The following is a 23834-nucleotide window of genomic DNA, read 5'->3' as shown; positions in this document are numbered from 1 at the left end:
GAAGCTAGACAATGAAAAGCGGAAGGTGCCTGCTTATCGGCGACAAGCATAAGACAGGATGGCAGGAAGGTCGCTCTTTACCTTCTTGCCAGCATGACTTATGACCTCGAGCCGATGGCACCTGAAGCTAGACAAAGAAAAGCAGAAGGTGCCTGCTTGCTTCGGCGACAAGCATAAGACTGGAAGGGGATTTGAAGGGTAAGAAAAAAACCGCGAAAAAATTCGCGGTTTTAACTCAATGCTTAATTTAAGCACGTTTATGTACTTATTTCACAGCATCCTTAAGTGCTTTTCCTGGTTTGAATGCAGGAACTTTGCTAGCAGCGATTTCGATTTCTTCACCAGTTTGTGGATTGCGTCCTTTACGAGCAGCACGCTCACGAACTTCAAAGTTTCCGAAACCAATTAATTGTACTTTATCACCAGCTTTTAAAGCATCAAGGATTGCATCAAATACTGCGTCAACTGCTTTAGTAGCGTCCTTTTTAGAAAGTTCACTGCTTTCAGCAACTGCGTTAATTAATTCTGTCTTGTTCATGGTTTCACCTCCTCCCAAAAAAGTAATTGATAACTTAATCAATTGACCTATTAAGCATTCTTACTAACATTTGTAAACAAAATTACTAAATTCTAAACGTTGTAACGTATTTTTGTTTAACATGCCCAATAATAAATCAAATTCAATTTTTTTTCAATCAAATTTACTTATAAATCCTTTATTAATAAGGGTTTGAGGTGTTACAACGGTAATTCTGTTTAAAAGATTATCACAATAGATTCCTGTTATCAAGAATAATTCACGTTTTAATGGGAAAGTTTTCATTTTCATTTGATTTAACAGCCAATTTTACGTTTATTTGTTAATTTATATGGGTAAAAAAGAAAAAGACCCCAATTGGAGTCTTATAAAATAATGGCAATTAATCCGCCTGATCCCTCGTTAATTATTCTTTCTAATGTCTCTTTTAATTTATATCTTGCATTTTCAGGCATCATTGAAAGCTTTGCTTGAATGCCTTCTCGAACAATAGAACTGAGGCTGCGGCCAAAAATGTCCGAATTCCATATTGATAACGGATCATCCTCGAAATCTTGCATTAAATAACGAACTAGCTCCTCACTTTGCTTCTCTGTTCCAATGATTGGAGAGAATTCTGATTCAACATCCACTTTAATCATGTGAATTGACGGAGCAACCGCTTTTAGCCTTACACCGAATCTTGATCCATGTCGTGTAATTTCTGGTTCATCCAAGCTCATATCCGCTAGTGATGGTGCTGCAATTCCATACCCAGTTTGCTTCACCATTTTTAATGCATCCGAAATTTGATCATACTCTGTTTTCGCGTGGGCAAAATCCTGCATTAATTCTAGTAAATGATCCTTCCCGCGAATTTCTACACCTACAATTTCTTTTAATACTTCATCATACAGATCATCTGGGGCGTATAGGTCAATTTCAGCGACACCTTGACCCATTTCAATCCCCGCAAGTCCTGCACGATCGATGAATTCAAAATCGCTGAATTGATGAACAACCCTGTCAACGTCGCGCAGTCTCTTAATATCCTTTACAGTTTCTTTAACAGCATCCTGATAGCTTTCTCTTAGCCAATGATCCTCACGAAGAACCATAACCCAGCTTGGTAGATTTACATTGACCTCTAAAACCGGGAACTCATAAAGAGCTTCACGCATAACATTTAATACATCCGATTCTCTCATGCCTTCCACACTCATTGCTAACACAGGAATATCATATTTTTCAGAGAGATTATTTTTGAGAGCCTCTGTATTTGGATGATGCGGCTGTACACTATTAATAATCATTATGAAGGGTTTTCCAACCTCTTTTAATTCATTAATAACTCTTTCCTCTGCTTCTAAGTAATTCGCTCGAGGAATTTCCCCAATAGTTCCATCAGTTGTAATAACTACGCCGATAGTTGAATGCTCTTGAATCACTTTTCTTGTGCCAATTTCAGCCGCTTCATGAAATGGAATAGGCTCTTCATACCAAGGTGTATTGATCATTCTTGGCCCATTTTCATCCTCATATCCCTTCGCTCCTGGCACTGTGTACCCAACACAATCAACTAAACGGATGTTAACGTCCAAGCCTTCATCTACATGAACTGTTGCTGCCTGATTTGGTACAAATTTTGGTTCAGTTGTCATAATGGTTTTGCCGGCTGCACTCTGAGGGAGTTCATCCTGGGTGCGGGCCCTATCAGCTTCATTAGTCATGTTTGGCAAAACAACTAATTCCATAAACTTTTTAATAAATGTTGATTTGCCTGTACGTACTGCACCTACTACTCCGAAATAGATGTCGCCGCCTGTTCTTTCGGCAATATCTTTAAAAATATCTACCTTTTCCAAGTGATCCCCTCCCGAATCTGTGGGATAATATTATCCTATCAATTACGTTTGGACAGTATATGTTTATGACGTTGTCCTACCTCGTTATGACAGTTTTTATAATAAATTACCCCGATAAAGATAACATTTTTTCACTATTATGCTGTTCATTTACATTTAATGTTAAAATTACATTAAAAAACCCTTCTCCTACAATATATTTTGCAGAAGAAGGGTTATGCCTATTTCGCTAAAAAGATTGGATTTTTTGTTTTTTCATCAATCGTATAAGGGAGGGAATAAGCAGGAACAAATGCAGAGCTTTTAGTCAATATACCCCTAATATCATCCCCAGGTTCATAGGAAAGGTCCTTGTCTTTAATTGCTTCATGAAGGTCACTCGTATAATCAACATAAACTTCAGCTTCGCCTGTAATAACGAACGGCAGATTTCTGCCACTATACGGGCTAAGTGCTGCAGGATCCTCTTTATACCCAAGCTTTTGATAGTCCATCGTAAAAACATTTTTAGCAATCTGTTCTTTATAAGGCGGATACTTTTGTGCTTTCATTCTTAGCTTTATGTCACGAATCGTTTCAGCCATTCTTAAATCAAAGATTTTAACCTTAGGGTCAGTTTCAGCATCTATCAAAACATATTGAAAAATCCCTCCTGATTCATAGGCATTCCCAGGTATTGCAGCCATATATTGAGGGACAAGCTTTTTGAAATCAATTGGATATTTTTGATAGATTGGGGTTGTTTCATCTCTTGTTTTAATAGGCAATAGCCCGCCATTTGCTTCTTTATATGAATTTACAGCAGTTTGGACAGCTGAAAGCTGATCTTCATAAGGAACTTTATTTTGTGCTAGATTTTCTTTTGGATACATGCATCCACTCAGTAACGGTATAGATAGCAGCAAATAGCAAAGCAGCTGCAAACCTTTTTTCATTTAAATCAACCCTTTTAGTCTATGTATAATTTAATACTAATCACTAGTTGGACCACTAAATACAACAAGTACAATGATTATCCCTGAAACAATCATTAATAAATATGCAATAAAAGCTGTAAGAAACTTTAATATTCCGCCTAATTTATAGCGGCTTAAATAAATCATTAAAATGGAAATAAACATAAAACCCATTGATGCTAGCGATATCCACATTTTCATTAAAGACGGCGACATGATCTCAACTCCTTTTGCCGAATGTATTATATCATACAGTTTGAAAGTTTGAAAAAGAAACATTTATTAAGATCACAAAAAAAGCTGAGTTAAAGAAAGGGGCATTTCTTTAACTCAAGCTTAAATGACTAAAATAACCCATACACCTGTTCATTTCACCAGTTTGCTTCGTTGCATTGTATGCACAAAGAAGCTCTCACGTATCCTCGAATGCCTATATAAAAAAATTTAATTACAAATCTTTTTTCACTCACTTATTCCAGACTCAAGAACATTTGTTAGGTCTTCCATCTCGTTCTTCTTTCCACGTGCCATTAGGAGATCTACTGCATCCTTTGCATTGACATCATTGAACAGAACTTCGTAAAGCACGTCAGTTATTGGCATACTCACATCATATTTTTCAGCTAGCTGTTTAGCTGCCTTAGTCGTTCTAACCCCTTCTACAACCATTCCCATATTATCTAGAACTTCTTGCAGATTATGCCCTTTTCCAAGCATGTGACCTGCTCTCCAGTTTCGTGAATGCACACTTGTGCATGTGACAATTAAATCGCCAATTCCTGTCAATCCTGAAAAAGTAAGAGGGCTTGCTCCCATTTTCATTCCTAAACGGGCAATTTCCGCCAACCCCCTCGTAATTAAGGCAGCTTTCGCATTATCGCCATATCCTAAGCCATCAGTAATCCCTGCGGCAAGTGCAATAATATTTTTTAATGCTCCTCCAATTTCAACACCGACTATATCCGGATTCGTATATACTCTAAAATTATTGTTAATAAATAAATCTTGGATTCCTTCAGCAGCCTCCATGTTCTTTGAAGACACAGTAACAGTTGTTGGGTGCCTTAAGCTTACCTCTTCAGCATGACTAGGTCCAGATAAAACAACAACACTGCCAAGATGAAGGGGAGACATTTCCTGCTCAATCATTTCTGATATGCGGAGAAGTGTATCTGGTTCAACGCCTTTACTTACATGGACTATAGTGACTGGTTGTTCAATGATAGAATCTATCTTGCTCGTTACTTCACGAATTGCTTTTGTAGGAACAGCAAGAATGATCGTATGTACGTCTAGTAGCGCTTCCTTTAAATCATAAAATCCTGTAATGCTTTCAGGGAGAATGATTTCAGGTAAATATTTCTTGTTTGTGTGATTTTCATTGATTTCATTAATTTGATAAAGGTTATGACCCCATAGACGAACTTCATGTCCATTATCCGCTAAAACCATAGCTAAGGCAGTACCCCAACTGCCAGCTCCAACCACAGCTACTCGTTCAACCCTTTGCTCCATTTCATCACACCTTTTAATCATTTTAAGAATGGCAGAGTTCAGAAGCCATTAATTAATGCCTCCTGAACACGCACTCACGTTTTTTATTTTCTTTCTCGTGCATATATTTTAATTGGCGTTCCTTCAAAACCGAAAGCATCTCTAATTCTATTTTCCAAAAAGCGTTCATAAGAAAAATGCATTAAATCAGGCTCATTTACAAAGACAACAAAAGTTGGCGGCTTAACTGCAACCTGAGTCGCATAGTAAAGTCTCAGACGCTTACCTTTATCCGTCGGTGTTGGATTCATCGCAACTGCATCCATTATGACATCATTTAATACACTAGTTTCAACGCGCAGAGCATGATTTTCACTAGCTGTATTAATCATTGGAATAAGGGTATGAATCCGTTTTTTTGTTTTTGCTGATAGAAATACGATTGGCGCATAATCAAGGAATAAGAAATGCTCGCGAATTTTTTGCTCAAATTCCTTCATTGTTTTTTCGTCTTTTTCCACTGCATCCCATTTGTTAACGACAATCACTACTGCTCGTCCTGCTTCATGAGCATATCCGGCAATCCGCTTATCCTGTTCAATTATACCTTCCTCACCATCGATGACAACGAGAACTACATCTGATCGTTCAATGGCTCTTAATGCCCGAAGCACACTATATTTTTCAGTCGTTTCGTATACCTTACCTTTTTTGCGCATACCAGCTGTATCTATAATGACGTATTTTTCTCCATTATAAGTAAGCTCTGAATCAATTGCATCCCTAGTTGTCCCTGCAATATTGCTCACAATTACTCGATCTTCTCCTAATATTGCATTGACTAGAGAGGACTTTCCTACGTTTGGACGGCCAATTAATGAAAACTTGATTACATCTTCATCATAATCCTTTTGTCCGTGCTTAGGGAAATGCTTTGCCGCTTCATCAAGCAAGTCACCTAAACCTAATCCATGTGAGCCGGAAATAGGAAAAGGCTCTCCAAAACCAAGTGCGTAGAAATCATATATTTGTTCTCTCATCTCTGGATTATCAATTTTATTAACACCAAGAACAACAGGCTTTTTCGCTTTATACAAAATTTTTGCAACTTCTTCGTCTGCAGCCGTTACCCCTTCTCGTCCGTTAGTTAAAAAGATAATAACATCTGCTTCATCAATTGCAATTTCAGCCTGCTGGCGTATTTGTTCAAGGAAAGGCTCGTCCCCAATATCAATACCACCTGTATCAATGATATTAAATTCATGATTTAACCAATCTCCTGAACTGTATATACGATCCCTAGTTACTCCAGGTATATCTTCTACAATGGAAATCCTTTCTCCGACTATTCTATTAAATATGGTTGATTTTCCAACGTTTGGACGTCCGACAATTGCTATAACTGGCTTTGCCATGAACATCACCCTTTCATTCCTAATTAGAAAAACTAAGCATTTGCCATGTCCATTCGGCAAAGGCAACGTAATTCTTTGTGATACTTCATTGGAAATTTAATCGAAACTAAAACATTTCTGAAAAAATTATTAAGGTTAAAATTCCAATTAGCTAAATAAACCCTTCTTTACGTTACATAGAAGGGCCTAACTTTATAATCTTATCAAAGCAGTACCATAGTAGCAATTAAAAACTTGGAATAGCCTGCTGTTTTACGATAAAGCTGGATTGAAAATCAATTTTCTATAATTCTGTTTTCGTAAACTTTCTTTTTATGACTAAACAGTGAACCGTTCCTTTCCGCTACAGGCACGCAGCGATCGCGGGGAGGAAGTCGAGCCTCTTCGCCGTTCCGTCTGCGGGGTCTCGACCTTTCCTCTACTTCCCGCAGGAGTCAAGCGCCTTCCGCTCCAATTCACTGTGTGCTTTCAATAGTAAAAAACAACGATCTTTTACATAATAGACATAAAATGGTTTCACGATAATTTCTGTTTTTCCTTTTCAATTTGGTTCAAATGCTTCTCATAGAAGGACGTTAAGTATTCAAAGCTTGTCCATGCGGCTGCCAGTGCAGTTGATAGTGCAATAGCATCTAAATAAGCATATGAGCCGATTAAAAACGGAAATGAATATTTATTAAGAATGTATGCATAAAGAAATTCACCTTGAATCGATCCTAATATGAGGATGATAAACCGGTACAGTTTATTAGCTTGCAGGATAAATGTTAGAGAAATTAACAGTATAGCAAGCATCCAATTCCTTGGGAAAATGAGTAAAACCGGATCAAATAATTCAAATAAATGAAAGCACACATAAGCAAGCATAATAATAAAAGAGCTTAATAAAACATATGCAGCTTTTAAGCTTTTGATTGTACTAACCATTAAAAATAACGTTACTAACAGCATAATGCTTGCAAATGATATTTCAAAATCGTAAAGGGAAAAAGAGTAAGGCGAAATAATAATAAGCATTAATATCCATAAAGATAAATAAAACCTCGATAAACTTCCCTTTTTCATAAAAAAAGTAGAGATCACCCAATATATCCACGTGATCCAATAAAAAGTCAATCCTTCCACTTCATGCACACCTCCCTATGCTTCCCATTATGGCTCTTCGGAACCCTTTTTAATCCCTTTATTCATGAGAATTTTACCTATCTCCCATTACTTGTGCAGTACATACTGAATAAATTGTCTAAGCTAGTCCATGTTAATGAGAGGGAGGTGTTTATGAATGGGAAGGGATCGTCAAGAGTCAAAATTAAAGAAAAGCCGAAGAGTGGAATCAGATAGAGATCAAGCTCTTCACTATGATGGTGCAACCAAAATGCAAAGTCCAGAAGAAGCCCGGGATTTAAATAACAATAAATTGTAGGAACAAATGCGCAAGCGCCTTCGGAACAATTAAAGGACAATTGTTCCTGCGAGGATTATTCGCAGAAGCTTTCCTTTGTGCTCACCCCCGACAAGCACAAGTCGATCCTCTCTGAAAGGTGTTCTTTACCTTTCTGAGAGGATTGGCTTGTGACCTAGAGGTCGACAAAAACGCAACGTCCTGTTGCATTGTCGACACTAGTACTTCCTATACGTCGGGGGTAGGCGCTGGAGCTGAACGCAAACAAATTTCTTCACAACGTTATCCACATCACGCGAATTTATTATTTCCTAAAAACGGAAAAGGCTCTGCAAGAATTTCCTTGCTAGAGCCTTTTCTTTATCCGGAGATAATTCGCTGACTATATTTTTTTGTATCAACGCTTCTTTCATTTAACCAATGGTGCGTATATCCCGAAATGATAATCGGAGCCTGTTGAAGTTCAGCAATTGTAGCTGCGCCAAGTGCGGTCATAATCATCTTGAGTTCTTGATGTATTATTTGAAGCTCTTCTACTAAAGCTTCAAGACCTTTATTCATTAGTATTTTCAGAATATAGCCCGCCATGCCAACTGCATCAGCACCAAGAGCTATAGCTTTGGCAATATCAAGACTCGTCTGTACGCCGCCAGATCCAATAATGGACAAGTCTTTTGAGTCATGTTTTACTTCTGCTATAGAAATAGCTGTAGGTATTCCCCACTCATTAAAAAACGAAAACGCCTTTTCACGGCGCTCATTTTCAATTTTCGCAAAGTTCGTTCCTCCGAACCCTCCAACATCGACAGCTGATACGCCAATAGATTGCAGTTTTTGTACTGTTTCTTTATTCATTCCGAAGCCAACTTCTTTTACAATAACAGGAACATGTACATGTTTTATTATTTCTTCAATTCTCTGAAGCGCAAAACGAAAATCTCGGTCTCCTTCAGGCATTGTTAATTCTTGGACAGCATTGAGATGAATTTGCAAGGCATTTGCTTTAATCATCTCTACTGCTTCTAATGCTTGGTCTACGGTAGCCTCACTGCCTAGATTACCAATAATAATGCCTTCGGGATATTCTTTTCTCATAACTTGATACGATTCTCTTTCTCCCGGGTCTTTCAGAGCAGACATTTGAGAGCCGACAGCCACTGCCATCCCCAATTCCTTTGCTGCCAAAGCTAAATCACGATTAATTTGAAACGTTCTCTCTCCGCCGCCGCCAGTCATTCCATTTATAAAAATTGGCGAACTTAAAGAAAGTCCGCCAACTTTTACGTGTAAATTTGTCTGATCTAATGAAGAATGAGGCATACTTTGGTGAATAAATGAAATATCTTCAAAACCCGCTTGTCTTTTTTGCCCTGTTGATAAAGCTATTTGAATATGATCCCATTTTCTCTTTGATCTAGACACCATTTATCACACCATTATCATTTTAAATTCTTTAATTTATCGCCAATCATATCTCCAAGCTGGAATCCTTTTGATTCCTCTGGTAGCACATAATCCGTAACATATTCAGGTTCTTTATCTTGAAGCTCCTTGATGCTAAGAGAGAGACGCTGCTCTTGCTCATTTACATCTAATACTTTTACTTGAATTTCTTGGCCTTCTTTTAATACTTCATGAGGTGTAGCAATATGTTTATGTGAAATTTGTGAAATGTGAACAAGACCCTCAACTCCTGGGAATAATTCCACAAATGCACCGTAGGAAACTAGTCTCTTCACAACTCCATTAAGCGTGCTGCCCTTTGGCGCTTTTTCGGCTATACTTGCCCAAGGTCCAGGAAGTGTATCTTTAATTGATAAAGAAATACGTTCATTTGCACGATCAACACTTAAAACCTTTACTTTAACCTTTTGACCTTCAGCAACTACTTCAGAAGGGTTGCTCACATGCTCATGAGACAGCTGTGAAATATGAACAAGGCCATCAATACCGCCGATATCAACGAAAGCTCCGAAATCAGTAATTCTTTGAACAGTTCCTTCAATCACCTTACCAGGCTCAAGTGAATCAAGAATTTGGTTCTTTTGCTTCCCTTTTGCTTCCTCAATTACAGCACGATGTGAAAGGATTAAACGATTTTTATCCTTCTCAAGTTCAACAATTTTAAAAGTCATTGTGTTGCCTTTGTAATCTGAAAAGTCCTCAACAAAGAAATCTTCTACTAAGGATGCAGGTACAAATCCACGAACTCCAAGATCTACAACTAGGCCGCCCTTAACAACATCTTTAATTTCAGCCTCAAAAATTTCACCATTATTGAACTTTGCTTCAAGATCTGTCCATGATTTTTCTGCATCAACTTTTCGCTTGGACAAAATTAATGCGTCTTCTTCCACTTTTAACACCTCAAGCTCCAGCTGCTCTCCATCTGAAACAGCATCACTAGCCTTCTCTACGTGAAGACTTGATAACTCACTAATAGGAATGATTCCATCAAGCTTACTGTCAATAATATTCACAATAACTTGTTTCTCTTCGACTTTTGTTACTTGTCCAGTAACCTTATCGCCAACTTCAAAATTTCTCACTTGAACTTGATTCATCTCTTCAGACATATGTATTCCTCCTTATTAGTAATGCGGAAGGGCATAAAATTCGCCTTTTTACTAACTTCTTACAAACCACTTCTTTTGTCAAGCAAGAAGGTTTAACTATTCTCATTTATCAGTTTGCGAATTTCACCCATAATTAATTCAGTTGTCTCCTCAGCTGAAGCTTTCCTTTCTCGCAGCGGAGTCAAATCTATCGGCTTTCCATATACGACTTTTAATCTTTTAAAAGCCTTATAAGGACCGATAATGGCACATGGAACAATAGAAGCATCTGTCCGTAAAGCAAAGAAGCCAGCTCCAGCAAGGCCTTTCCCTAACTCACCTGTTTTACTTCTTGTTCCTTCTGGGAAAAGCCCTAACACCTTGCCTTCCTTTAAAATAGCAAGGCCTTTTCTTAAAGCTTCCCTGTCACTCATGCCTCTCTTTACAGGGAAAGCATTTAAGTGCGGAACGATCTTTCCTAATAATGGGACACGAAATAATTCTTCTTTAGCCATGAAGTGAACTGGCCTAGGTGCATTTATTCCTACTACCGGCGGATCAAAATTATGTATATGATTTGTACAAAGAAGCACACCGCCCTCTTTCGGAAAATGTTCTGTTCCAATCACTTCAAAACGATATATTGGATTTAAAACTCCATAAACTACTGTTTTAGCAAAAGAATATAAATTCACTTTCAACCGATCCTTTCATGCACAAGCACCATGATTCTTTCTACAACCTGTTCTATATTTAATGAGGTTGTATCAATTTCTATTGCATCATCTGCTTTTTTCAATGGTGCAACCTCACGTTCTGAATCTAATTTATCTCTTAAAGAGATTTCCTCTTTTAATTTCTCTAAATCGGATGGATAACCCTTTTTTAAATTTTCTGTATGTCTGCGAATTGCACGTTCATCAACCGATGCTAATAAAAATATTTTAACCTCTGCATTCGGCAGGACATGTGTGCCAATATCCCTTCCATCCATAACAACACCGCCATTATCGGCAAAGCTCTTTTGTCTGGCAACCATTTCTTCTCTTACAAGCTTATGTTTTGCAGCAATGGAAACAGAATTTGTTACTTCAGCTGATCTAATTTCGGATGACACATTTTGACCATCTAAATATATTAATTGACCATCCTCTCCAGGGAATAATTCAATATTTGTTTCTTTTAGTATATTTACTAAATCATACTCATTTTCTAAGTCTATTTTCTCTCTTATCGCTTTATATGTTAAAGCTCTATACATTGCACCTGTATCGATGTAAATGTATGAAAGTTTTTCTGCAACAATTTTGGCAACCGTGCTTTTTCCTGCTGCTGCAGGGCCATCGATTGCAATCGAAATCTTTTTATTCATAGTTCCTCCTGATAACATTACAATTTCTATGATCTTGTCCATTTTATTTTATCATATGCCTGCTTAAATAACCGTATTAAAGTATGTTGACCTCTTTACTTCTTTTAATTCTATACAAAAAAACAAAAAGCAGGCTGCGCCTGCTATTTTTGCTCCTTGAAGGTTTCAAGGAATTCTGTAAAGTTATTATCCGTTACACCTTCATATTGTGTAAGCTGTTTTAATTCAGGAAAAATATCAAATTTATGAAAAAATATTTGCGTGATAAATAAAAATAAAAATTGTATTATGACGATTTTCATTAATATTCTTTCAATCGATTTCATTTACTTCGTCCCCGCATTAAGTAATATTTATGATAAAGTATGCGAGCTTTTTATGAAATTTATTCCTATTTTATACTTCTATACCTCTTTTCTTATATGCTAATTGACGATCAAAACAAAATCGAAGCAGTAATTGTCTATCAGCAGCTGAAATATCGATAAATTGAAGAGAAATAAGGGATTTCCACTCATTCAACTCTACTATTCTGACAATTTTACTATTTAGCTTTAAATAATAAGCTTCTCCATTTTGCATAGGCAAAACAAACCAAGTTTGAAGAACTATATTTTGTGTAAGAGGTCTTGATTTGTCATTAATAATCGCTGCTCCTCCAGCACTAATATCATCTGTTACTGTAACAAATGGTTCAAATTCCCCTCCTGTTGGATGAACAGCCACATCTACTGCTGTCTCAATGCGAACAAATTGCCTACGCTGAATTTTCACAAGCTGATCTGCCCCTGGATAGGATAATATTATCATTGGAATATTAGCCATACTCCTTCTGAGAACTTCACATTCAAAAAGAAAAACAGTTCCATCCCCAGTGACAAAAGTCCCTTTTAACTGAGTGCCATCTATAAGAAAAACTGTTCTTTCTGTTTTCATATTTATTGGATAATCAATATAAATACAATTATCTGCCGTTTCAACAACTCTGCACTTATATTTTTCGACATTTTCAGAATGCCTCGGTTCTAAAAAAAGGACATCACCAATTTTTATCATGCTGACCACACTTTCTCTATCCGTTTTCAAATCCAAAGGATAATCTTGTCATTTAATTATGACATGTATAAATGTGTTTGTACATCCACTTTATTCATCTCAACTTACAAAAATAAGGAAAAGCAAATATCGCTTTTCCTTAAATAACTTCATCATATATTGGTTCTGCATTTTTTAACTTTTCTACCATCTCTTCATGACCATCATCTGCATTAATAAATATTCGATACGTATCATTTCCGAGTGTACCAAGAAACTCATAGCAAAGCACTTCTTCTTTTAGATCATTTTCAATTACTGCTAACCGGTCTTCCATTACTTTTAATTGAGGATTAATTTTTGAACGTGCATCTTCGAGTGAGATCGCAGGCTTTTGTATGTTTCTTTTGTGATTATGCTGTAAGTAATTTGTTGCTGACAAACCTACGATTCCTCCATTATCTAGTGCAATTTTTATCCGTATTGAGTCCGGATATATTCTTATATGATCTTGGGTTGATACAAAATTGAATACACCTGTATTGTTGTATTGTGCACTTTCAAACAAATCAAGATCTTTAAATCCATTTTCATTGAGAAAATTTATTGCTCTATTACTAGCTTCATTTAAACTTATTTTTTGATTGTTTATATCTCTAGATAGAATAAACCAGATTGGATATCCGCCTCTTTTTGTAATATCCATGCTGGCTTCTTGTTTTGTTTTTTGGTCAAGAAGCGCTACGCTATAAAACCCATAATCCGATCCTTTGCCATTTTCCGTCACATTCACGGATAAATTATTTTTTAGACCAGAATATTTACTGGCAATTTTCACAGCCTCATCCTCTGAAATTTGCCTGCCTTTTAAGTGTTTAAAGTTGTTTTCCTGTCTTTGGAGGCTGACATTCGTCGGACCAAGATCGGTTTCTCCGTATCCTTCAACTGTTTTTTCCACAGTCTTGAAGCCGTCAATGATCGTATTATCTGCCGTTTCTTTACCCGAAGCCAGTGCCATTTCAACATCCATCCAGCGGAGGTTATTTTTCAGCACTAAATGCTGTACCTTGCGCAGCTCCTGCTGAATTTCTTCAGAATGGGAATATAATTTTTTTAAGTTCTCATACTCTTTATCAGTTAACGGTTCTTTATCAAGATCCCTAACAGCTGTACGATAGCTAAAATCACCGATATTTGCTAGAAACTCCTCTGTTTTATTAAATGGGAGCAGGGTAAGAGGCAGCTGTCCAACGTTAGAATGTGCCTCTGATGTAAGCCTCCAAACATCAGCCAAAGCCGGTGATAATGATTTACGGGAATTCATTGCTAATGTTGTTCCGATTTTATCATGGAGAAGATCAATTTTATAAGTTAGAGTATGAAACGCGCGCTGATAGCTATTTTCTGCATTAATTAGGATTGCATTTTTTTCCCTATGTTCCTGATAGCCCCAGAAAGCCGTTCCTGCGACACCTAATGTTAGTACTCCGATTAATATTCCTCTAAGCAAACTTCTTCACCTCTCTATTTGCAAAAAATATGTTTTCCTATGCGTTTAATTTGTGGACGTGACCATATCCAAGCACTTGTAGCTGTGTCAGGATTAAAATAGTAAAGAGCATTCCCTGTAGGATCCCAACCATTTATTGCATCAATTACTGCCTCTTTCGCTCTTTCATTAGGAGTAAGCCAAATTTGTCCATCTGCTACTGCTGTAAATGCACCTGGTTCAAAAATAACTCCTGATATCGTATTAGGAAATGTTGCACTATTTAATCTGTTCAAAATAACCGCTGCCACCGCAACTTGTCCTGTATATGGCTCTCCCCTTGATTCACCATAAACTGCATTCGCCATTAATTGAATGTCGTTTTGAGAAAAACCGTTAGGCATATTTGCAGATGTTGGCTTTTGTGCTGCCGGTTTTTTAGTAGGAGCAGCAGGAGCAGGAGCCTTGTTCGCTGGCTTCTTTTGTGATTCCAGACTCATTCCGCCGTAATGAGTAAACTTATTTCCCTTTGCCATTTGCTCCTTTACAAACTGCTGATTGTATTTGGATGCCTTAACGAGCTTATTTTTCGTTTCAGCTCCTGCCATCCCGTCAATCTTTAACCCAAATTCATATTGAAAATTCCTTAAAGCCCAGTATGTTCCCCAGCCAAAGACGCCATCAATCTTTCCATTATAAAATCCTAGGTATTGCAGTCTTGATTGAAGTTCGATTACATCATCACCAACTGCACCTTGCTGGATGACTTGACTTGTAAAAGCTGTCGCCTTTTGTTCGTTCCCACTCATTGGAACAATCAGCATACATAGTGAGATAATAAGAATTACTTTAGTAAACAACATGTTCTTTTTCACGGATAGTAACCTCCAAAGTAAATCTTTATAACATTATCTCTATATTTTGTAGTAGATGGTTTTTTATACAAACTCATTTTCAATAAAAAAAAAACTCCTCATTTACAAAATGAAGAGTTCTTTTTAAAAATTTAGCTGATTTTCAAAATGTTTTGTACTCAATTCACGGGCTTTCTTTACCTTTCTCAATCCTAGCCACCAAAGAAAGATCATAAACGGGAACATAATAAGCATCCAGTTCTCTTGGGTCATTAGAATGAAGTCATATGTCCCATGCAGCAAGACTGGGATAAGCAATGACAAGATAAGCCATTTTCCCTTCGAGGTTGCCGAAAATTTCCCTTTTCCTATATAATAGCCCATAATAACCCCAAACAAAGCATGGCTTGAAACAGGCAAAAGTGCCCGGCCAATTGCATGCTCTAATCCATAGGTTATAAGGTAGAAAATATTTTCTAGCGATGCAAACCCTAATGAGACTGATGCACCATAAACAATTCCATCATACGGTTCATTAAAGTCAACATGCTGATAGACAGCATAAAAAAGAATAAACCATTTAAAAAATTCTTCAAGCATACCTGATGCTAGAAATGCATTAATAAAGCTAGACTTTATGTTGTACTCTGTTTCAAGAACATATTGAATAAACGCGATTGGGAAAACAAGAATCGCACCAAATAAAAAGGTCTTGAATACTGTAAAGACCGGTTCTGAATCATATTGATCTTTCAAATAAAAATAACTTAATAACGCTAAACCAGGGGCAATACCCGCAGATAAGATACCAAGCATGTACTGTCCTCATTTCTCTAAATTAATTTGGTGCAATTCCCCAATTGCAAACTGAATTCGCAATAAAACAAGTAAATGTTGTACAATTAATACACATTAATCGTAACACGATGTTTGACGAAAGAAAATGCATTTTCAAATATTGGATAAAAAATATCCAAATCTTCTAAAATAGTAAACTTTGATTCTAATATACACTTTCTACACTATTTTTACTTTAAATTATAGCAAGTTGGAGGAGTTTTTTATGCAAAAGAAAAAAATACTTGTTATTCATACAGGCGGAACAATTTCAATGAGCGAAGATACATCAACAGGTGCAGTTAAGCCTTCCGAACGCAATCCGATGACTGAAAAAACTCTCGAATTGCTTTCTATGGCAGATATTATTATTGAGGAGCCATTCAATCTGCCTTCACCTCACATTACGCCTGTTGAAATGCTAAAGCTAAAGGAAATTATTAATAGCTATGTAGATAAAGGTGAAATCTCTGGTGTTGTTATCACACATGGAACAGATACATTGGAGGAAACAGCATATTTCTTACAATTAACAGTACAGACCGAGCTGCCAATAGTGGTAACTGGTGCAATGCGATCTAGCAATGAAATTGGCTCGGATGGACTATATAATTTAATCTCATCTATTAATGTAGCTTCCTGTGAAGAAGCAAAAAATAAAGGTGTGCTTGTTGTCTTAAATGATGAAATTCATACAGCGGAAAATGTTACAAAAACTCATACTAGCAATGTATCCACTTTCCAAAGCCCTCAATATGGTCCTATTGGAATTGTTACGAAACGAGGTGTATTTTTCCATCATCTCCCAACAAACTATGAACATTACAACATTCAAAATGTTTCAGTTCGTGTAGCATTAATTAAAGCTCATGCAGGTATGGATTCAACCCTTCTATTGGCGATCCGTGATCTTGAATATCATGGTGTTGTCATTGAAGCTTTAGGACAAGGGAATTTACCGCCTGGCACAGTAGAAGGAATTAAAGCATTAATTGAAAAAAATATTGCTGTAGTAATTGTGTCCAGATGTTTTAATGGAATTGCCCAGGATGTCTATGGCTATGAAGGCGGAGGGAAGCATTTAAAGGAATTGGGAGTCATTTTTTCAAATGGGCTCAATGGACAAAAAGCCCGAATTAAATTGCTTGTTGGTCTAGAAACGACAAATAATCGTACCGAAATTGAGGAAATATTTAAGATTTAATGGAAAAGAAATCGGTATTTGCCGATTTCTTTTCGTTTGATTATTTTTCTGAAATTGCTTTAGCAATTAAGTCTCCATGGAAACGGCCGTTTTCAATAAAAATCTCATTAGCATTATTTCCTGCAGCAATCACGCCTGCAATGAAAATACCTTCCACATTCGTTTCCATTGTTTCACTATTAATAATGGGCCTGCCTGATTCAGCGTCAATTGCCACACCCATCTTCTGAAGAAAGCTATGATCAGGATGATAACCAGTCATTGCAAAAACAAAATCATTTTTTATTTCATAACGCTCTTCTCCAACCGTATAAATCACTGTATCTTCCTGAATTTCTTGAATATGTGCATTAAACTCCATTTTGATCACACCGTTTCGAACAAGAGAATCAAATTCCGGCAATATCCACGGCTTAATACTTGGAGAATATTCGCTCCCCCTGTAAATGACTGTTACTCTCGCACCGGCTTTAACTAGTTCAATGGCAGCATCGACACTTGAATTTTTCCCGCCAACTACAACAACATCCTTATCAAAATACGGATGAGCTTCTTTAAAATAATGAAAAACCTTTGGCAGATTTTCTCCAGGCACATTCATATAATTAGGATGATCATAATAACCGGTCGCAATAATGACATAGGCTGCTTTATATTCGGCTTGATCCGTCGTAACAATGAATTCCTTGCTTTGTTTGCTGACATTGATTACTTTCTCATAAGCATTTATTCTTAGATTTTTCCTTTTAACAACTTCCCGATAGTAGGATAATGCTTCATTTCTTCTCGGCTTGTAGTCAACTGTTATAAATGGCACACCCCCGATTTCCAATTTTTCACTTGTGCTGAAAAAAGTTTGGTGTGTCGGATAATGGAAAATTGCATTTACAATGTTTCCCTTTTCAATTATGAGCGGCATTATTCCAATTTCTTGAAGGGAAATTGCAGCCGCTAATCCACATGGTCCTCCTCCAACAATGATGACTTCTTCGTTTTTCATTTTGTCGTACTCCCTTCTATGGTTAAAACAGAAAAATTAACGCATCAAAAAAATCTCCCATCAAATATGATAGGAGATTTTTCATTAAGATTCAAATACTCTAGCTTATACCCAACCGCGGAATCTTGAAGCTTCTGCCATTTTGCGAACACCGACCATATAAGCGGCAAGACGCATATCTACACGGCGAGATTGAGCAGTTTCATAAATATTATTGAAGGATTGTACTAAAATCTTTTCAAGCTTTTCTTCAATTTCTTCTTCAGACCAGTAGTAACCTTGATTGTTTTGTACCCATTCAAAATAAGAAACTGTTACACCGCCTGCAGATGCCAAAACATCTGGAACAAGAAGAATTCCGCGCTCAGTTAAGATTTGAGTAGCTTCTAATGTAGTTGGTCCGTTTGCAGCCTCAACAACAATCTTCGCTTTAATGTTATGAGCGTTTTCATCTGTAATTTGGTTCTCAATTGCAGCAGGAACAAGAATATCACAATCAAGCTCTAAAAGCTCTTTGTTTGTGATTGTATCATTGAATAGGTTTGTTACAGTACCAAAGCTATCACGACGATCTAATAAATAATCAATATCAAGTCCATTAGGATCATGAAGCGCACCGTATGCATCAGAGATACCAATCACTTTAGCACCTGCATCATGAAGGAATTTAGATAAGAAGCTTCCTGCGTTACCGAAACCTTGTACAACAACACGAGCTCCTTCTAGTTCGATGCCGCGCTTCTTCGCAGCTTCTCTAATACAGATCGTTACACCTTTAGCTGTAGCTGTTTCACGTCCATGAGAACCGCCCAATACTAATGGTTTACCAGTAATAAACCCTGGTGAGTTAAATTCATCAATTCTGCTATATTCATCCATCATCCAAGCCATGATTTGAGAGTTTGTAAACACGTCTGGAGCTGGAATATCTTTAGTTGGTCCAACAATTTGGCTGATAGCACGTACATATCCACGGCTCAGTGCTTCTAATTCACGGAAAGACATATTACGCGGGTCACAAATAATTCCACCCTTACCACCGCCATAAGGAAGATCCACAATACCACACTTTAAGCTCATCCAAATAGATAAAGCTTTAACTTCTTTTTCAGTAACACCTGGATGGAAACGAATTCCACCTTTAGTAGGTCCCACTGCATCATTATGCTGTGCACGGTAGCCAGTAAAGACTTTCACTGTACCATCATCCATCCGGACAGGGATTTTAACTGTCATCATTCGAAGAGGCTCTTTTAATAGTTCAAACACCTCATCAGAATAACCTAGCTTTTCCAAAGCCTTATGAATAACTGTTTGCGTTGACTTTAACACGTCAAGCTTGTCTTCTTTATTTGTATCAGTACCATTATTGGCCACCATTTGTAAACCTCCTAGAAATCCTATCATTTGTTGTCCGCTTCCATGCAATAGTATACACCTTTGATTATTTTATGCAAGATAGAAAAAAATTTTTTCCGCATTTTTTGATAATTATATGTAACCGTTATCACTTCTGTAATATTAAGGAAAAGGCAGAAAAAATATTTACCAAAATTGTATATAAGCAGTTTAGAAACGATGTTCATATTCTCCCTTTGTTTTTCCCAATACGGGTAGAAATCATTATTTATTTTTAATAGAAAGACTTAAATATAACGGAGGAGAAAATCTCCTCCGTCTGTTTCTTACTGAAAATAGTAAGTAAGCTTTTCAATAGCTTGATCTTTAATAATTTCAGATCCGTATTCCATCAGCACATGAATACTTACGATAGACGGATTGCCGTATTCTGATAAAATGGCCACAAGCTTGTTAATATCATCCGCAGGTTGGTTAGCTAGATGAAAATAATAGTAATTATTATACCTATATAGGCTTGCATTTGTAATCTTGTGGATTTCTAGGCATTTCGCTAACCTAATGACATTTTCTAAGTCGTCTAATTCATACAGGATTTCCTCTTTGCCATCCATAATAACTTGCATTTCAATAAAGCCATCCTGAAGTAATTCCTCGTCATTAGGCTCCTCCATCGTTACAATCATAATCATACCTTGAGCATGCATTGAAAAGATTTCAACTGCAACAGAACCTTGAATTTCGACACCGAATTCTACACTTGCCTCTTCCAGCATATCATGGAACAGCTGATGCCATTTCATTGAATCCTTCCAAATATCTTCTTTCGTCAGTCCTCTTTCCGATAAGTCATCTTGAGTAAGAAATATTTTGATTTTATTATAATTTAAACGTTCTAAGCGCATGTAACTGCCCCCTGCCGTGAACCAACTCTTTTATTTAGTGTATGACAGAATCAAAAGAAGGTGAGTCGTCTAAATTATTTAGCTTATGCGCTTATCTTACCATTGCATCCATATTGTAGAAGAGGGAGTTAGCCGATCTTCTGCCCTTTTTTTAAAGTTATGACATGAGTTTCTGCCTTTGCTCCTAATCTTAATGGTAAAGCGGTTGTTCCATAACCATTACTTATTAATAATGTCGTACCCTTTCGTATTTTTATACCTCCCTTTTCATAAGGACTGTAGCCCAAAATATGTATTTGCCCGCCATGCGTATGTCCGCTTAAAATTAATTGAATGCGATGGTCTTCTTTAAGCTTCCTAATAATATCAGGGCTATGGCTTACTAACACTCTAAATCCTGTTTCCCCTGCGTCCGAAAGTGCTAAATCAAGCCGGTCTCGTCTTTTACTCATATCATCAACACCTAATAGAATCAATTGATCGCCAGTTTCTGACTCAAATGAAACAGCCGTATTATCCAAAACTTTCACTCCGCAGTCCAAGAACAGCGTATCTAACTTGCGAAAGTCTACTTCGTAATCATTATTCCCCCAAACAAAATATACCGGTCCGAGTGATTTTAATTTTTCAAGATTTGCTTTAACCCTTTGGAATGGCACCCCTTTTTCAACTAGATCACCGCCAATAATAACGATATTAGGGTGTAATGAACGAACTTCTTCAATTAGCTTTTCAGATATTAATCGTTTATGTATGTCAGAAATAAAAAAGATTTTGATTTCTCCAAAACTTTCCGGAAATTCTTCAAAGAAAAGGTTATGCCGAATAACCCGGTCAGCGAAAGCCTCTTTATACATAAATAGAATAAGCCCAATACCAAGTATTAATAAAGATAAAGTTACTGCATAAATCATCATGTCTCCTGCCCCACCATTTTTATGTCTATACTTTTGCGAGTTTAAGTTCCTTAAAATCTATAGAAATAATACCATAAAGAAAAGAAAAACAGAAAAATACAGCTGTTTGCCAATTCAGATTTGAAATTATACAATAACCCCCAATAAAGCTGACATGTTTTCTGATCAAAAATAATCCCTCCCATAAATATGTATGAGAGGGATTATGCATTTTTCTCGTATAATTATTGTTGAGGCACTTGATTAATCTTCGCAAACATCGAGAATTCTGAATCCTGAATCCTCAAGCTTATGAAGAAACTTTTGCAAGTTGTCTTTCTTTTCCACCTTCATAACGATTCTGCGGACAAGCTTGTCTGTTTCATCAAATGTAACAATGGAAATGATATGCTCATGAAATTGGTGGGCAATTTCTGATAATCTTGCTAATCTTCCTTCTGTTTCAGAAGCTGTGAAAGCTATTCTGACACCCGGTTTGTTCATTCCGAATGCCGATTGAAATTGTTCAAGCACATCAAAGCGAGTTACTACCCCTAAAAAATTCTTAGATTCATCCAATACTGCTAATAAAGGAAAGTCTTTTAAACTTAAAAGTGTTTTTTCAAAAATTTCATTCCCTTTGAGGTATTGATCTTTATGTGTAGCAATTTCTTTAACCTTCGTCTTCTGTATAAAATCTTCCTTTGTTTGTCCAGCGTTAAAATAATTTTCATAAATTGTATATCTAGTAATCATTCCAACATAGTGATCGCCATCTAGAACTGGCAATCCATCAATTTGATGTTTTTCTAATGTATCTAGAGTTTCTTTAATTGTTGCTTCGTGATCAATTGTGTAGCTAGAGAATTTAGGAATCATAACGCTTTTTACAAACATTCGTATCACCTCAAAGTATGATTTACAGTTTCTAATTACTTTATTCTGCAGCAAGAGATAAAATCCCTTCCGAATGTAACATGAATGAAGAAATTTTGTCATAGGATGAAATGACGCATATAGAAGGAGGGATTGCATGTTTACACCAGAAAAGGCTTACTATCCGTATGTCAGTCCTTTTGATCCTTGTAAACCGATTGTCGTAAAAACATATTCCACCCCACCAAATCTTTATATGGGCTTTCAGCCGCCTAATTTACCTCAATTTACTCCAATAGAAGCATTGCGAGCAGGAACTTTATGGAAGGCATTCTATGACCCTTATTATAGTCCATATGAAAGGGCAAAGGAGGGACCTTCAACATGAAGCAAATGCCAGCAGAGTACTATCAATTATTGGAACAGCTTCAGGCAGTTGATTTTGTTTTAGTTGAATTAAGTTTATACCTTGATACTCACAATGGTGATGAAGATGCCATCAATCAATTTAATCACTATGTGAAGGAAAGAAAGAAAATCAGGAAGCTCTTTGAAAGCCAATTTGGACCGCTCATGCAATATGGCCACAGCTATTCAGGCAAACCTTGGAACTGGGACGACGCACCGTGGCCATGGCAAGTTTAGACTGTGCTGCAATTAACTTATCTATACTAACTTGAAATTTACTTAAACGAAGGGGCGGAATGATTATGTGGGTTTATGAAAAGAAATTGCAGTATCCTGTTCGGGTAAGTACATGTAATCCTAAGCTGGCAAAGTTTTTAATTGAACAATATGGGGGGGCCGATGGGGAACTATCTGCAGCCTTAAGGTACTTAAATCAGAGATATACAATCCCTGACAAAATTATCGGTCTGCTCACGGATATAGGGACTGAGGAATTTGCTCATTTAGAAATGATCGCGACGATGGTGTTTAAGCTGACTAAGGATGCAACTCCTGAGCAAATGAAGGCTGCTGGCCTTGATGCTCACTATGCAAATCACGACAACGCATTATATTATGAAAATTCCGGCGGGGTTCCCTGGACAGCAACATATATTCAAGCAAAGGGAGATCCGATAGCCGATTTATATGAAGATATTGCCGCAGAAGAAAAAGCGAGAGCTACTTATCAATGGATTATCAATATGAGTGATGATGTGGACTTAAATGACGGACTTCGTTTTTTAAGAGAAAGAGAGATTATTCATTCTCAGCGTTTTAGGGAAGCAGTAGAAATTCTAAAGGATGAGCAAGGCAAAAAGAGAATCTTCTAATACTACTGAAGTTAAAAAAGAAGCAGCTATCACTGCTTCTTTTTCAGCTATTTATTCTCATGAAATAAATTAATATCATAATTCTTCTTCATCATTTCAAATACGACATGCCTGTTTTTCCATTCATCTTCTTTTTTCCATAAATCTTTGCTCTTATCAATAATTTCGCAGCGCAAAGCATGGTACTCTTTTTCTGCCTTTTCTCTTTTCTCTCTTAATAAATTCATTAACCCATATAATCCAACTGTGATAACAAGGAAATATAAATTTGCTTTTTCATTCACGTAAACCGAGAACATCGCTGAAAATGAAAAGGAATAAGGCTGCATAACTGTTTTATATATATATAAAAGGTAAAAAAAAGTCAAAAAAATTGTAATCCACATTGTCATTAAATGCTGTAGCTTTAATTTATCGAATTTCCGTTTCCTTTCTACTACCTTTTGCAGCATTTGCCGGGTAGCTTGATCGGTTCGGTCATCTAGCATTGTTATAGATGACTCCATATTCCCCCTCCATTCAC

The 23834-nt window shown here is 36.8% G+C and carries 27 protein-coding genes; 5 read left to right on the top strand and 22 right to left on the bottom strand.

Annotated features, from left to right (window positions below):
- Positions 1 to 265: 265 nt before the first annotated feature.
- From H0173_RS11680 to H0173_RS11650, 7 genes are all read right to left on the bottom strand, one after another.
- Positions 266 to 538: an HU family DNA-binding protein gene (locus H0173_RS11680; protein WP_066294243.1), complete on the bottom strand. Its 273-nt coding sequence runs from the start codon at positions 536 to 538 to the stop codon at positions 266 to 268.
- Positions 539 to 903: 365 nt separating this feature from the next.
- A complete protein-coding gene (spoIVA, locus tag H0173_RS11675; RefSeq protein ID WP_221846695.1) occupies positions 904 to 2382 on the bottom strand; it encodes a stage IV sporulation protein A in 1479 nt (492 codons plus the stop codon).
- A 221-nt stretch (positions 2383 to 2603) separates the two neighbouring features.
- Positions 2604 to 3317, bottom strand: coding sequence for a hypothetical protein (locus H0173_RS11670; RefSeq protein WP_221846694.1), 714 nt, complete (start codon positions 3315 to 3317; stop codon positions 2604 to 2606).
- Positions 3318 to 3353: 36 nt separating this feature from the next.
- Positions 3354 to 3554, bottom strand: coding sequence for a DUF2768 domain-containing protein (locus tag H0173_RS11665; RefSeq protein ID WP_221846693.1), 201 nt, complete (start codon positions 3552 to 3554; stop codon positions 3354 to 3356).
- A 246-nt stretch (positions 3555 to 3800) separates the two neighbouring features.
- On the bottom strand, positions 3801 to 4853 hold the full coding sequence (locus tag H0173_RS11660) for an NAD(P)H-dependent glycerol-3-phosphate dehydrogenase (protein ID WP_221846692.1): 1053 nt from the start codon (positions 4851 to 4853) through the stop codon (positions 3801 to 3803).
- An 83-nt stretch (positions 4854 to 4936) separates the two neighbouring features.
- Positions 4937 to 6247: a ribosome biogenesis GTPase Der gene (der, locus tag H0173_RS11655; RefSeq protein ID WP_221846691.1), complete on the bottom strand. Its 1311-nt coding sequence runs from the start codon at positions 6245 to 6247 to the stop codon at positions 4937 to 4939.
- Between the two features lie 516 nt (positions 6248 to 6763).
- Entirely contained in the window at positions 6764 to 7372 is a 609-nt protein-coding gene (locus H0173_RS11650) for a YphA family membrane protein (RefSeq protein WP_221846690.1), read from the bottom strand.
- A 157-nt stretch (positions 7373 to 7529) separates the two neighbouring features.
- Here H0173_RS11650 and H0173_RS11645 point away from each other — a divergent pair, with 157 nt between their 5' ends.
- Positions 7530 to 7670 (top strand): YpzI family protein, encoded by a 141-nt coding sequence (locus tag H0173_RS11645; protein WP_221846689.1) that lies wholly within the window; start codon positions 7530 to 7532, stop codon positions 7668 to 7670.
- Positions 7671 to 8009: 339 nt separating this feature from the next.
- On the opposite strand, the gene fni is transcribed toward H0173_RS11645, so the two are convergent.
- From fni to prsW, 9 genes are all read right to left on the bottom strand, one after another.
- Positions 8010 to 9071 carry a type 2 isopentenyl-diphosphate Delta-isomerase gene (gene fni / locus H0173_RS11640; protein ID WP_221846688.1) on the bottom strand — a complete coding sequence of 354 codons (1062 nt, stop codon included), beginning with the start codon at positions 9069 to 9071 and terminating at the stop codon, positions 8010 to 8012.
- A gap of 17 nt (positions 9072 to 9088) precedes the next feature.
- The gene (rpsA, locus tag H0173_RS11635) at positions 9089 to 10225 is read right to left on the bottom strand and encodes a 30S ribosomal protein S1 (RefSeq protein WP_221846687.1); all 1137 of its coding nucleotides are present in this window, start codon (positions 10223 to 10225) and stop codon (positions 9089 to 9091) included.
- Between the two features lie 92 nt (positions 10226 to 10317).
- On the bottom strand, positions 10318 to 10899 hold the full coding sequence (locus H0173_RS11630) for a lysophospholipid acyltransferase family protein (protein ID WP_221846686.1): 582 nt from the start codon (positions 10897 to 10899) through the stop codon (positions 10318 to 10320).
- 2 nt (positions 10900 to 10901) lie between these two features.
- Positions 10902 to 11576 (bottom strand): (d)CMP kinase, encoded by a 675-nt coding sequence (gene cmk / locus H0173_RS11625; protein ID WP_221846685.1) that lies wholly within the window; start codon positions 11574 to 11576, stop codon positions 10902 to 10904.
- Positions 11577 to 11719: 143 nt separating this feature from the next.
- Positions 11720 to 11902, bottom strand: a complete 183-nt coding sequence (locus H0173_RS11620; RefSeq protein WP_221846684.1) for a YpfB family protein — start codon at positions 11900 to 11902, stop codon at positions 11720 to 11722.
- Positions 11903 to 11972: 70 nt separating this feature from the next.
- Positions 11973 to 12632, bottom strand: coding sequence for a flagellar brake protein (locus H0173_RS11615; protein ID WP_221846683.1), 660 nt, complete (start codon positions 12630 to 12632; stop codon positions 11973 to 11975).
- Positions 12633 to 12771: 139 nt separating this feature from the next.
- Positions 12772 to 14121, bottom strand: a complete 1350-nt coding sequence (gene ypeB, locus H0173_RS11610) for a germination protein YpeB (protein WP_221846682.1) — start codon at positions 14119 to 14121, stop codon at positions 12772 to 12774.
- A gap of 14 nt (positions 14122 to 14135) precedes the next feature.
- Complete coding sequence (gene sleB, locus H0173_RS11605) at positions 14136 to 14975, bottom strand: spore cortex-lytic enzyme (protein WP_313770632.1); 840 nt, start codon at positions 14973 to 14975, stop codon at positions 14136 to 14138.
- Between the two features lie 123 nt (positions 14976 to 15098).
- The gene (gene prsW, locus H0173_RS11600) at positions 15099 to 15770 is read right to left on the bottom strand and encodes a glutamic-type intramembrane protease PrsW (RefSeq protein WP_221846681.1); all 672 of its coding nucleotides are present in this window, start codon (positions 15768 to 15770) and stop codon (positions 15099 to 15101) included.
- 247 nt (positions 15771 to 16017) lie between these two features.
- On the opposite strand from prsW, the gene H0173_RS11595 reads away from it, so the two are divergent.
- Positions 16018 to 16995: an asparaginase gene (locus tag H0173_RS11595; RefSeq protein WP_221846680.1), complete on the top strand. Its 978-nt coding sequence runs from the start codon at positions 16018 to 16020 to the stop codon at positions 16993 to 16995.
- 40 nt (positions 16996 to 17035) lie between these two features.
- On the opposite strand, the gene H0173_RS11590 is transcribed toward H0173_RS11595, so the two are convergent.
- The 5 genes from H0173_RS11590 to H0173_RS11570 form a co-directional block, all read right to left on the bottom strand.
- Positions 17036 to 17995: a YpdA family putative bacillithiol disulfide reductase gene (locus H0173_RS11590; RefSeq protein WP_221846679.1), complete on the bottom strand. Its 960-nt coding sequence runs from the start codon at positions 17993 to 17995 to the stop codon at positions 17036 to 17038.
- 105 nt (positions 17996 to 18100) lie between these two features.
- On the bottom strand, positions 18101 to 19375 hold the full coding sequence (locus H0173_RS11585; RefSeq protein WP_221846678.1) for a Glu/Leu/Phe/Val family dehydrogenase: 1275 nt from the start codon (positions 19373 to 19375) through the stop codon (positions 18101 to 18103).
- A gap of 305 nt (positions 19376 to 19680) precedes the next feature.
- A complete protein-coding gene (locus H0173_RS11580; protein ID WP_221846677.1) occupies positions 19681 to 20259 on the bottom strand; it encodes a genetic competence negative regulator in 579 nt (192 codons plus the stop codon).
- A gap of 128 nt (positions 20260 to 20387) precedes the next feature.
- On the bottom strand, positions 20388 to 21173 hold the full coding sequence (locus H0173_RS11575; protein ID WP_221846863.1) for a metallophosphoesterase: 786 nt from the start codon (positions 21171 to 21173) through the stop codon (positions 20388 to 20390).
- 246 nt (positions 21174 to 21419) lie between these two features.
- Positions 21420 to 22052 (bottom strand): CBS domain-containing protein, encoded by a 633-nt coding sequence (locus H0173_RS11570; RefSeq protein WP_221846676.1) that lies wholly within the window; start codon positions 22050 to 22052, stop codon positions 21420 to 21422.
- A 136-nt stretch (positions 22053 to 22188) separates the two neighbouring features.
- Here H0173_RS11570 and H0173_RS11565 point away from each other — a divergent pair, with 136 nt between their 5' ends.
- From H0173_RS11565 to H0173_RS11555, 3 genes are all read left to right on the top strand, one after another.
- On the top strand, positions 22189 to 22419 hold the full coding sequence (locus H0173_RS11565; protein WP_221846675.1) for a spore coat associated protein CotJA: 231 nt from the start codon (positions 22189 to 22191) through the stop codon (positions 22417 to 22419).
- Positions 22416 to 22676, top strand: coding sequence for a spore coat protein CotJB (locus tag H0173_RS11560; RefSeq protein ID WP_221846674.1), 261 nt, complete (start codon positions 22416 to 22418; stop codon positions 22674 to 22676). The genes H0173_RS11565 and H0173_RS11560 overlap by 4 nt, the downstream gene beginning before the upstream one ends.
- A gap of 65 nt (positions 22677 to 22741) precedes the next feature.
- The gene (locus H0173_RS11555) at positions 22742 to 23311 is read left to right on the top strand and encodes a manganese catalase family protein (protein WP_221846862.1); all 570 of its coding nucleotides are present in this window, start codon (positions 22742 to 22744) and stop codon (positions 23309 to 23311) included.
- Positions 23312 to 23358: 47 nt separating this feature from the next.
- Here H0173_RS11555 and H0173_RS11550 read toward each other — a convergent pair whose 3' ends face one another.
- On the bottom strand, positions 23359 to 23817 hold the full coding sequence (locus tag H0173_RS11550; protein ID WP_221846673.1) for a YpbF family protein: 459 nt from the start codon (positions 23815 to 23817) through the stop codon (positions 23359 to 23361).
- Positions 23818 to 23834: the final 17 nt, after the last annotated feature.

This window comes from Bacillus sp. S/N-304-OC-R1 (assembly GCF_019749375.1).
Lineage (GTDB): Bacteria > Bacillota > Bacilli > Bacillales > Cytobacillaceae > Cytobacillus.
Note: the sequence above shows the minus strand (reverse complement) of the source record. Positions and strands in the feature narration are given on the sequence as shown.

What these genes read in the sequence shown, in the direction of transcription:
- H0173_RS11590 (WP_221846679.1), bottom strand. Translation starts at nt 17,995, where the DNA reads ATGAAAAACGAAGAAGTCATCATTGTTGGAGGAGGACCATGTGGATTA.
- H0173_RS11615 (WP_221846683.1), bottom strand. Translation starts at nt 12,632, where the DNA reads ATGATAAAAATTGGTGATGTCCTTTTTTTAGAACCGAGGCATTCTGAA.
- H0173_RS11565 (WP_221846675.1), top strand. Translation starts at nt 22,189, where the DNA reads ATGTTTACACCAGAAAAGGCTTACTATCCGTATGTCAGTCCTTTTGAT.
- H0173_RS11585 (WP_221846678.1), bottom strand. Translation starts at nt 19,375, where the DNA reads ATGGTGGCCAATAATGGTACTGATACAAATAAAGAAGACAAGCTTGAC.
- H0173_RS11580 (WP_221846677.1), bottom strand. Translation starts at nt 20,259, where the DNA reads ATGCGCTTAGAACGTTTAAATTATAATAAAATCAAAATATTTCTTACT.
- der (WP_221846691.1), bottom strand. Translation starts at nt 6,247, where the DNA reads ATGGCAAAGCCAGTTATAGCAATTGTCGGACGTCCAAACGTTGGAAAA.
- H0173_RS11670 (WP_221846694.1), bottom strand. Translation starts at nt 3,317, where the DNA reads ATGAAAAAAGGTTTGCAGCTGCTTTGCTATTTGCTGCTATCTATACCG.
- H0173_RS11620 (WP_221846684.1), bottom strand. Translation starts at nt 11,902, where the DNA reads ATGAAATCGATTGAAAGAATATTAATGAAAATCGTCATAATACAATTT.
- H0173_RS11555 (WP_221846862.1), top strand. Translation starts at nt 22,742, where the DNA reads ATGTGGGTTTATGAAAAGAAATTGCAGTATCCTGTTCGGGTAAGTACA.
- H0173_RS11595 (WP_221846680.1), top strand. Translation starts at nt 16,018, where the DNA reads ATGCAAAAGAAAAAAATACTTGTTATTCATACAGGCGGAACAATTTCA.
- cmk (WP_221846685.1), bottom strand. Translation starts at nt 11,576, where the DNA reads ATGAATAAAAAGATTTCGATTGCAATCGATGGCCCTGCAGCAGCAGGA.
- prsW (WP_221846681.1), bottom strand. Translation starts at nt 15,770, where the DNA reads ATGCTTGGTATCTTATCTGCGGGTATTGCCCCTGGTTTAGCGTTATTA.
- rpsA (WP_221846687.1), bottom strand. Translation starts at nt 10,225, where the DNA reads ATGTCTGAAGAGATGAATCAAGTTCAAGTGAGAAATTTTGAAGTTGGC.
- H0173_RS11575 (WP_221846863.1), bottom strand. Translation starts at nt 21,173, where the DNA reads ATGATTTATGCAGTAACTTTATCTTTATTAATACTTGGTATTGGGCTT.
- H0173_RS11560 (WP_221846674.1), top strand. Translation starts at nt 22,416, where the DNA reads ATGAAGCAAATGCCAGCAGAGTACTATCAATTATTGGAACAGCTTCAG.
- H0173_RS11665 (WP_221846693.1), bottom strand. Translation starts at nt 3,554, where the DNA reads ATGTCGCCGTCTTTAATGAAAATGTGGATATCGCTAGCATCAATGGGT.
- H0173_RS11645 (WP_221846689.1), top strand. Translation starts at nt 7,530, where the DNA reads ATGGGAAGGGATCGTCAAGAGTCAAAATTAAAGAAAAGCCGAAGAGTG.
- H0173_RS11570 (WP_221846676.1), bottom strand. Translation starts at nt 22,052, where the DNA reads ATGTTTGTAAAAAGCGTTATGATTCCTAAATTCTCTAGCTACACAATT.
- H0173_RS11660 (WP_221846692.1), bottom strand. Translation starts at nt 4,853, where the DNA reads ATGGAGCAAAGGGTTGAACGAGTAGCTGTGGTTGGAGCTGGCAGTTGG.
- H0173_RS11680 (WP_066294243.1), bottom strand. Translation starts at nt 538, where the DNA reads ATGAACAAGACAGAATTAATTAACGCAGTTGCTGAAAGCAGTGAACTT.
- H0173_RS11550 (WP_221846673.1), bottom strand. Translation starts at nt 23,817, where the DNA reads ATGGAGTCATCTATAACAATGCTAGATGACCGAACCGATCAAGCTACC.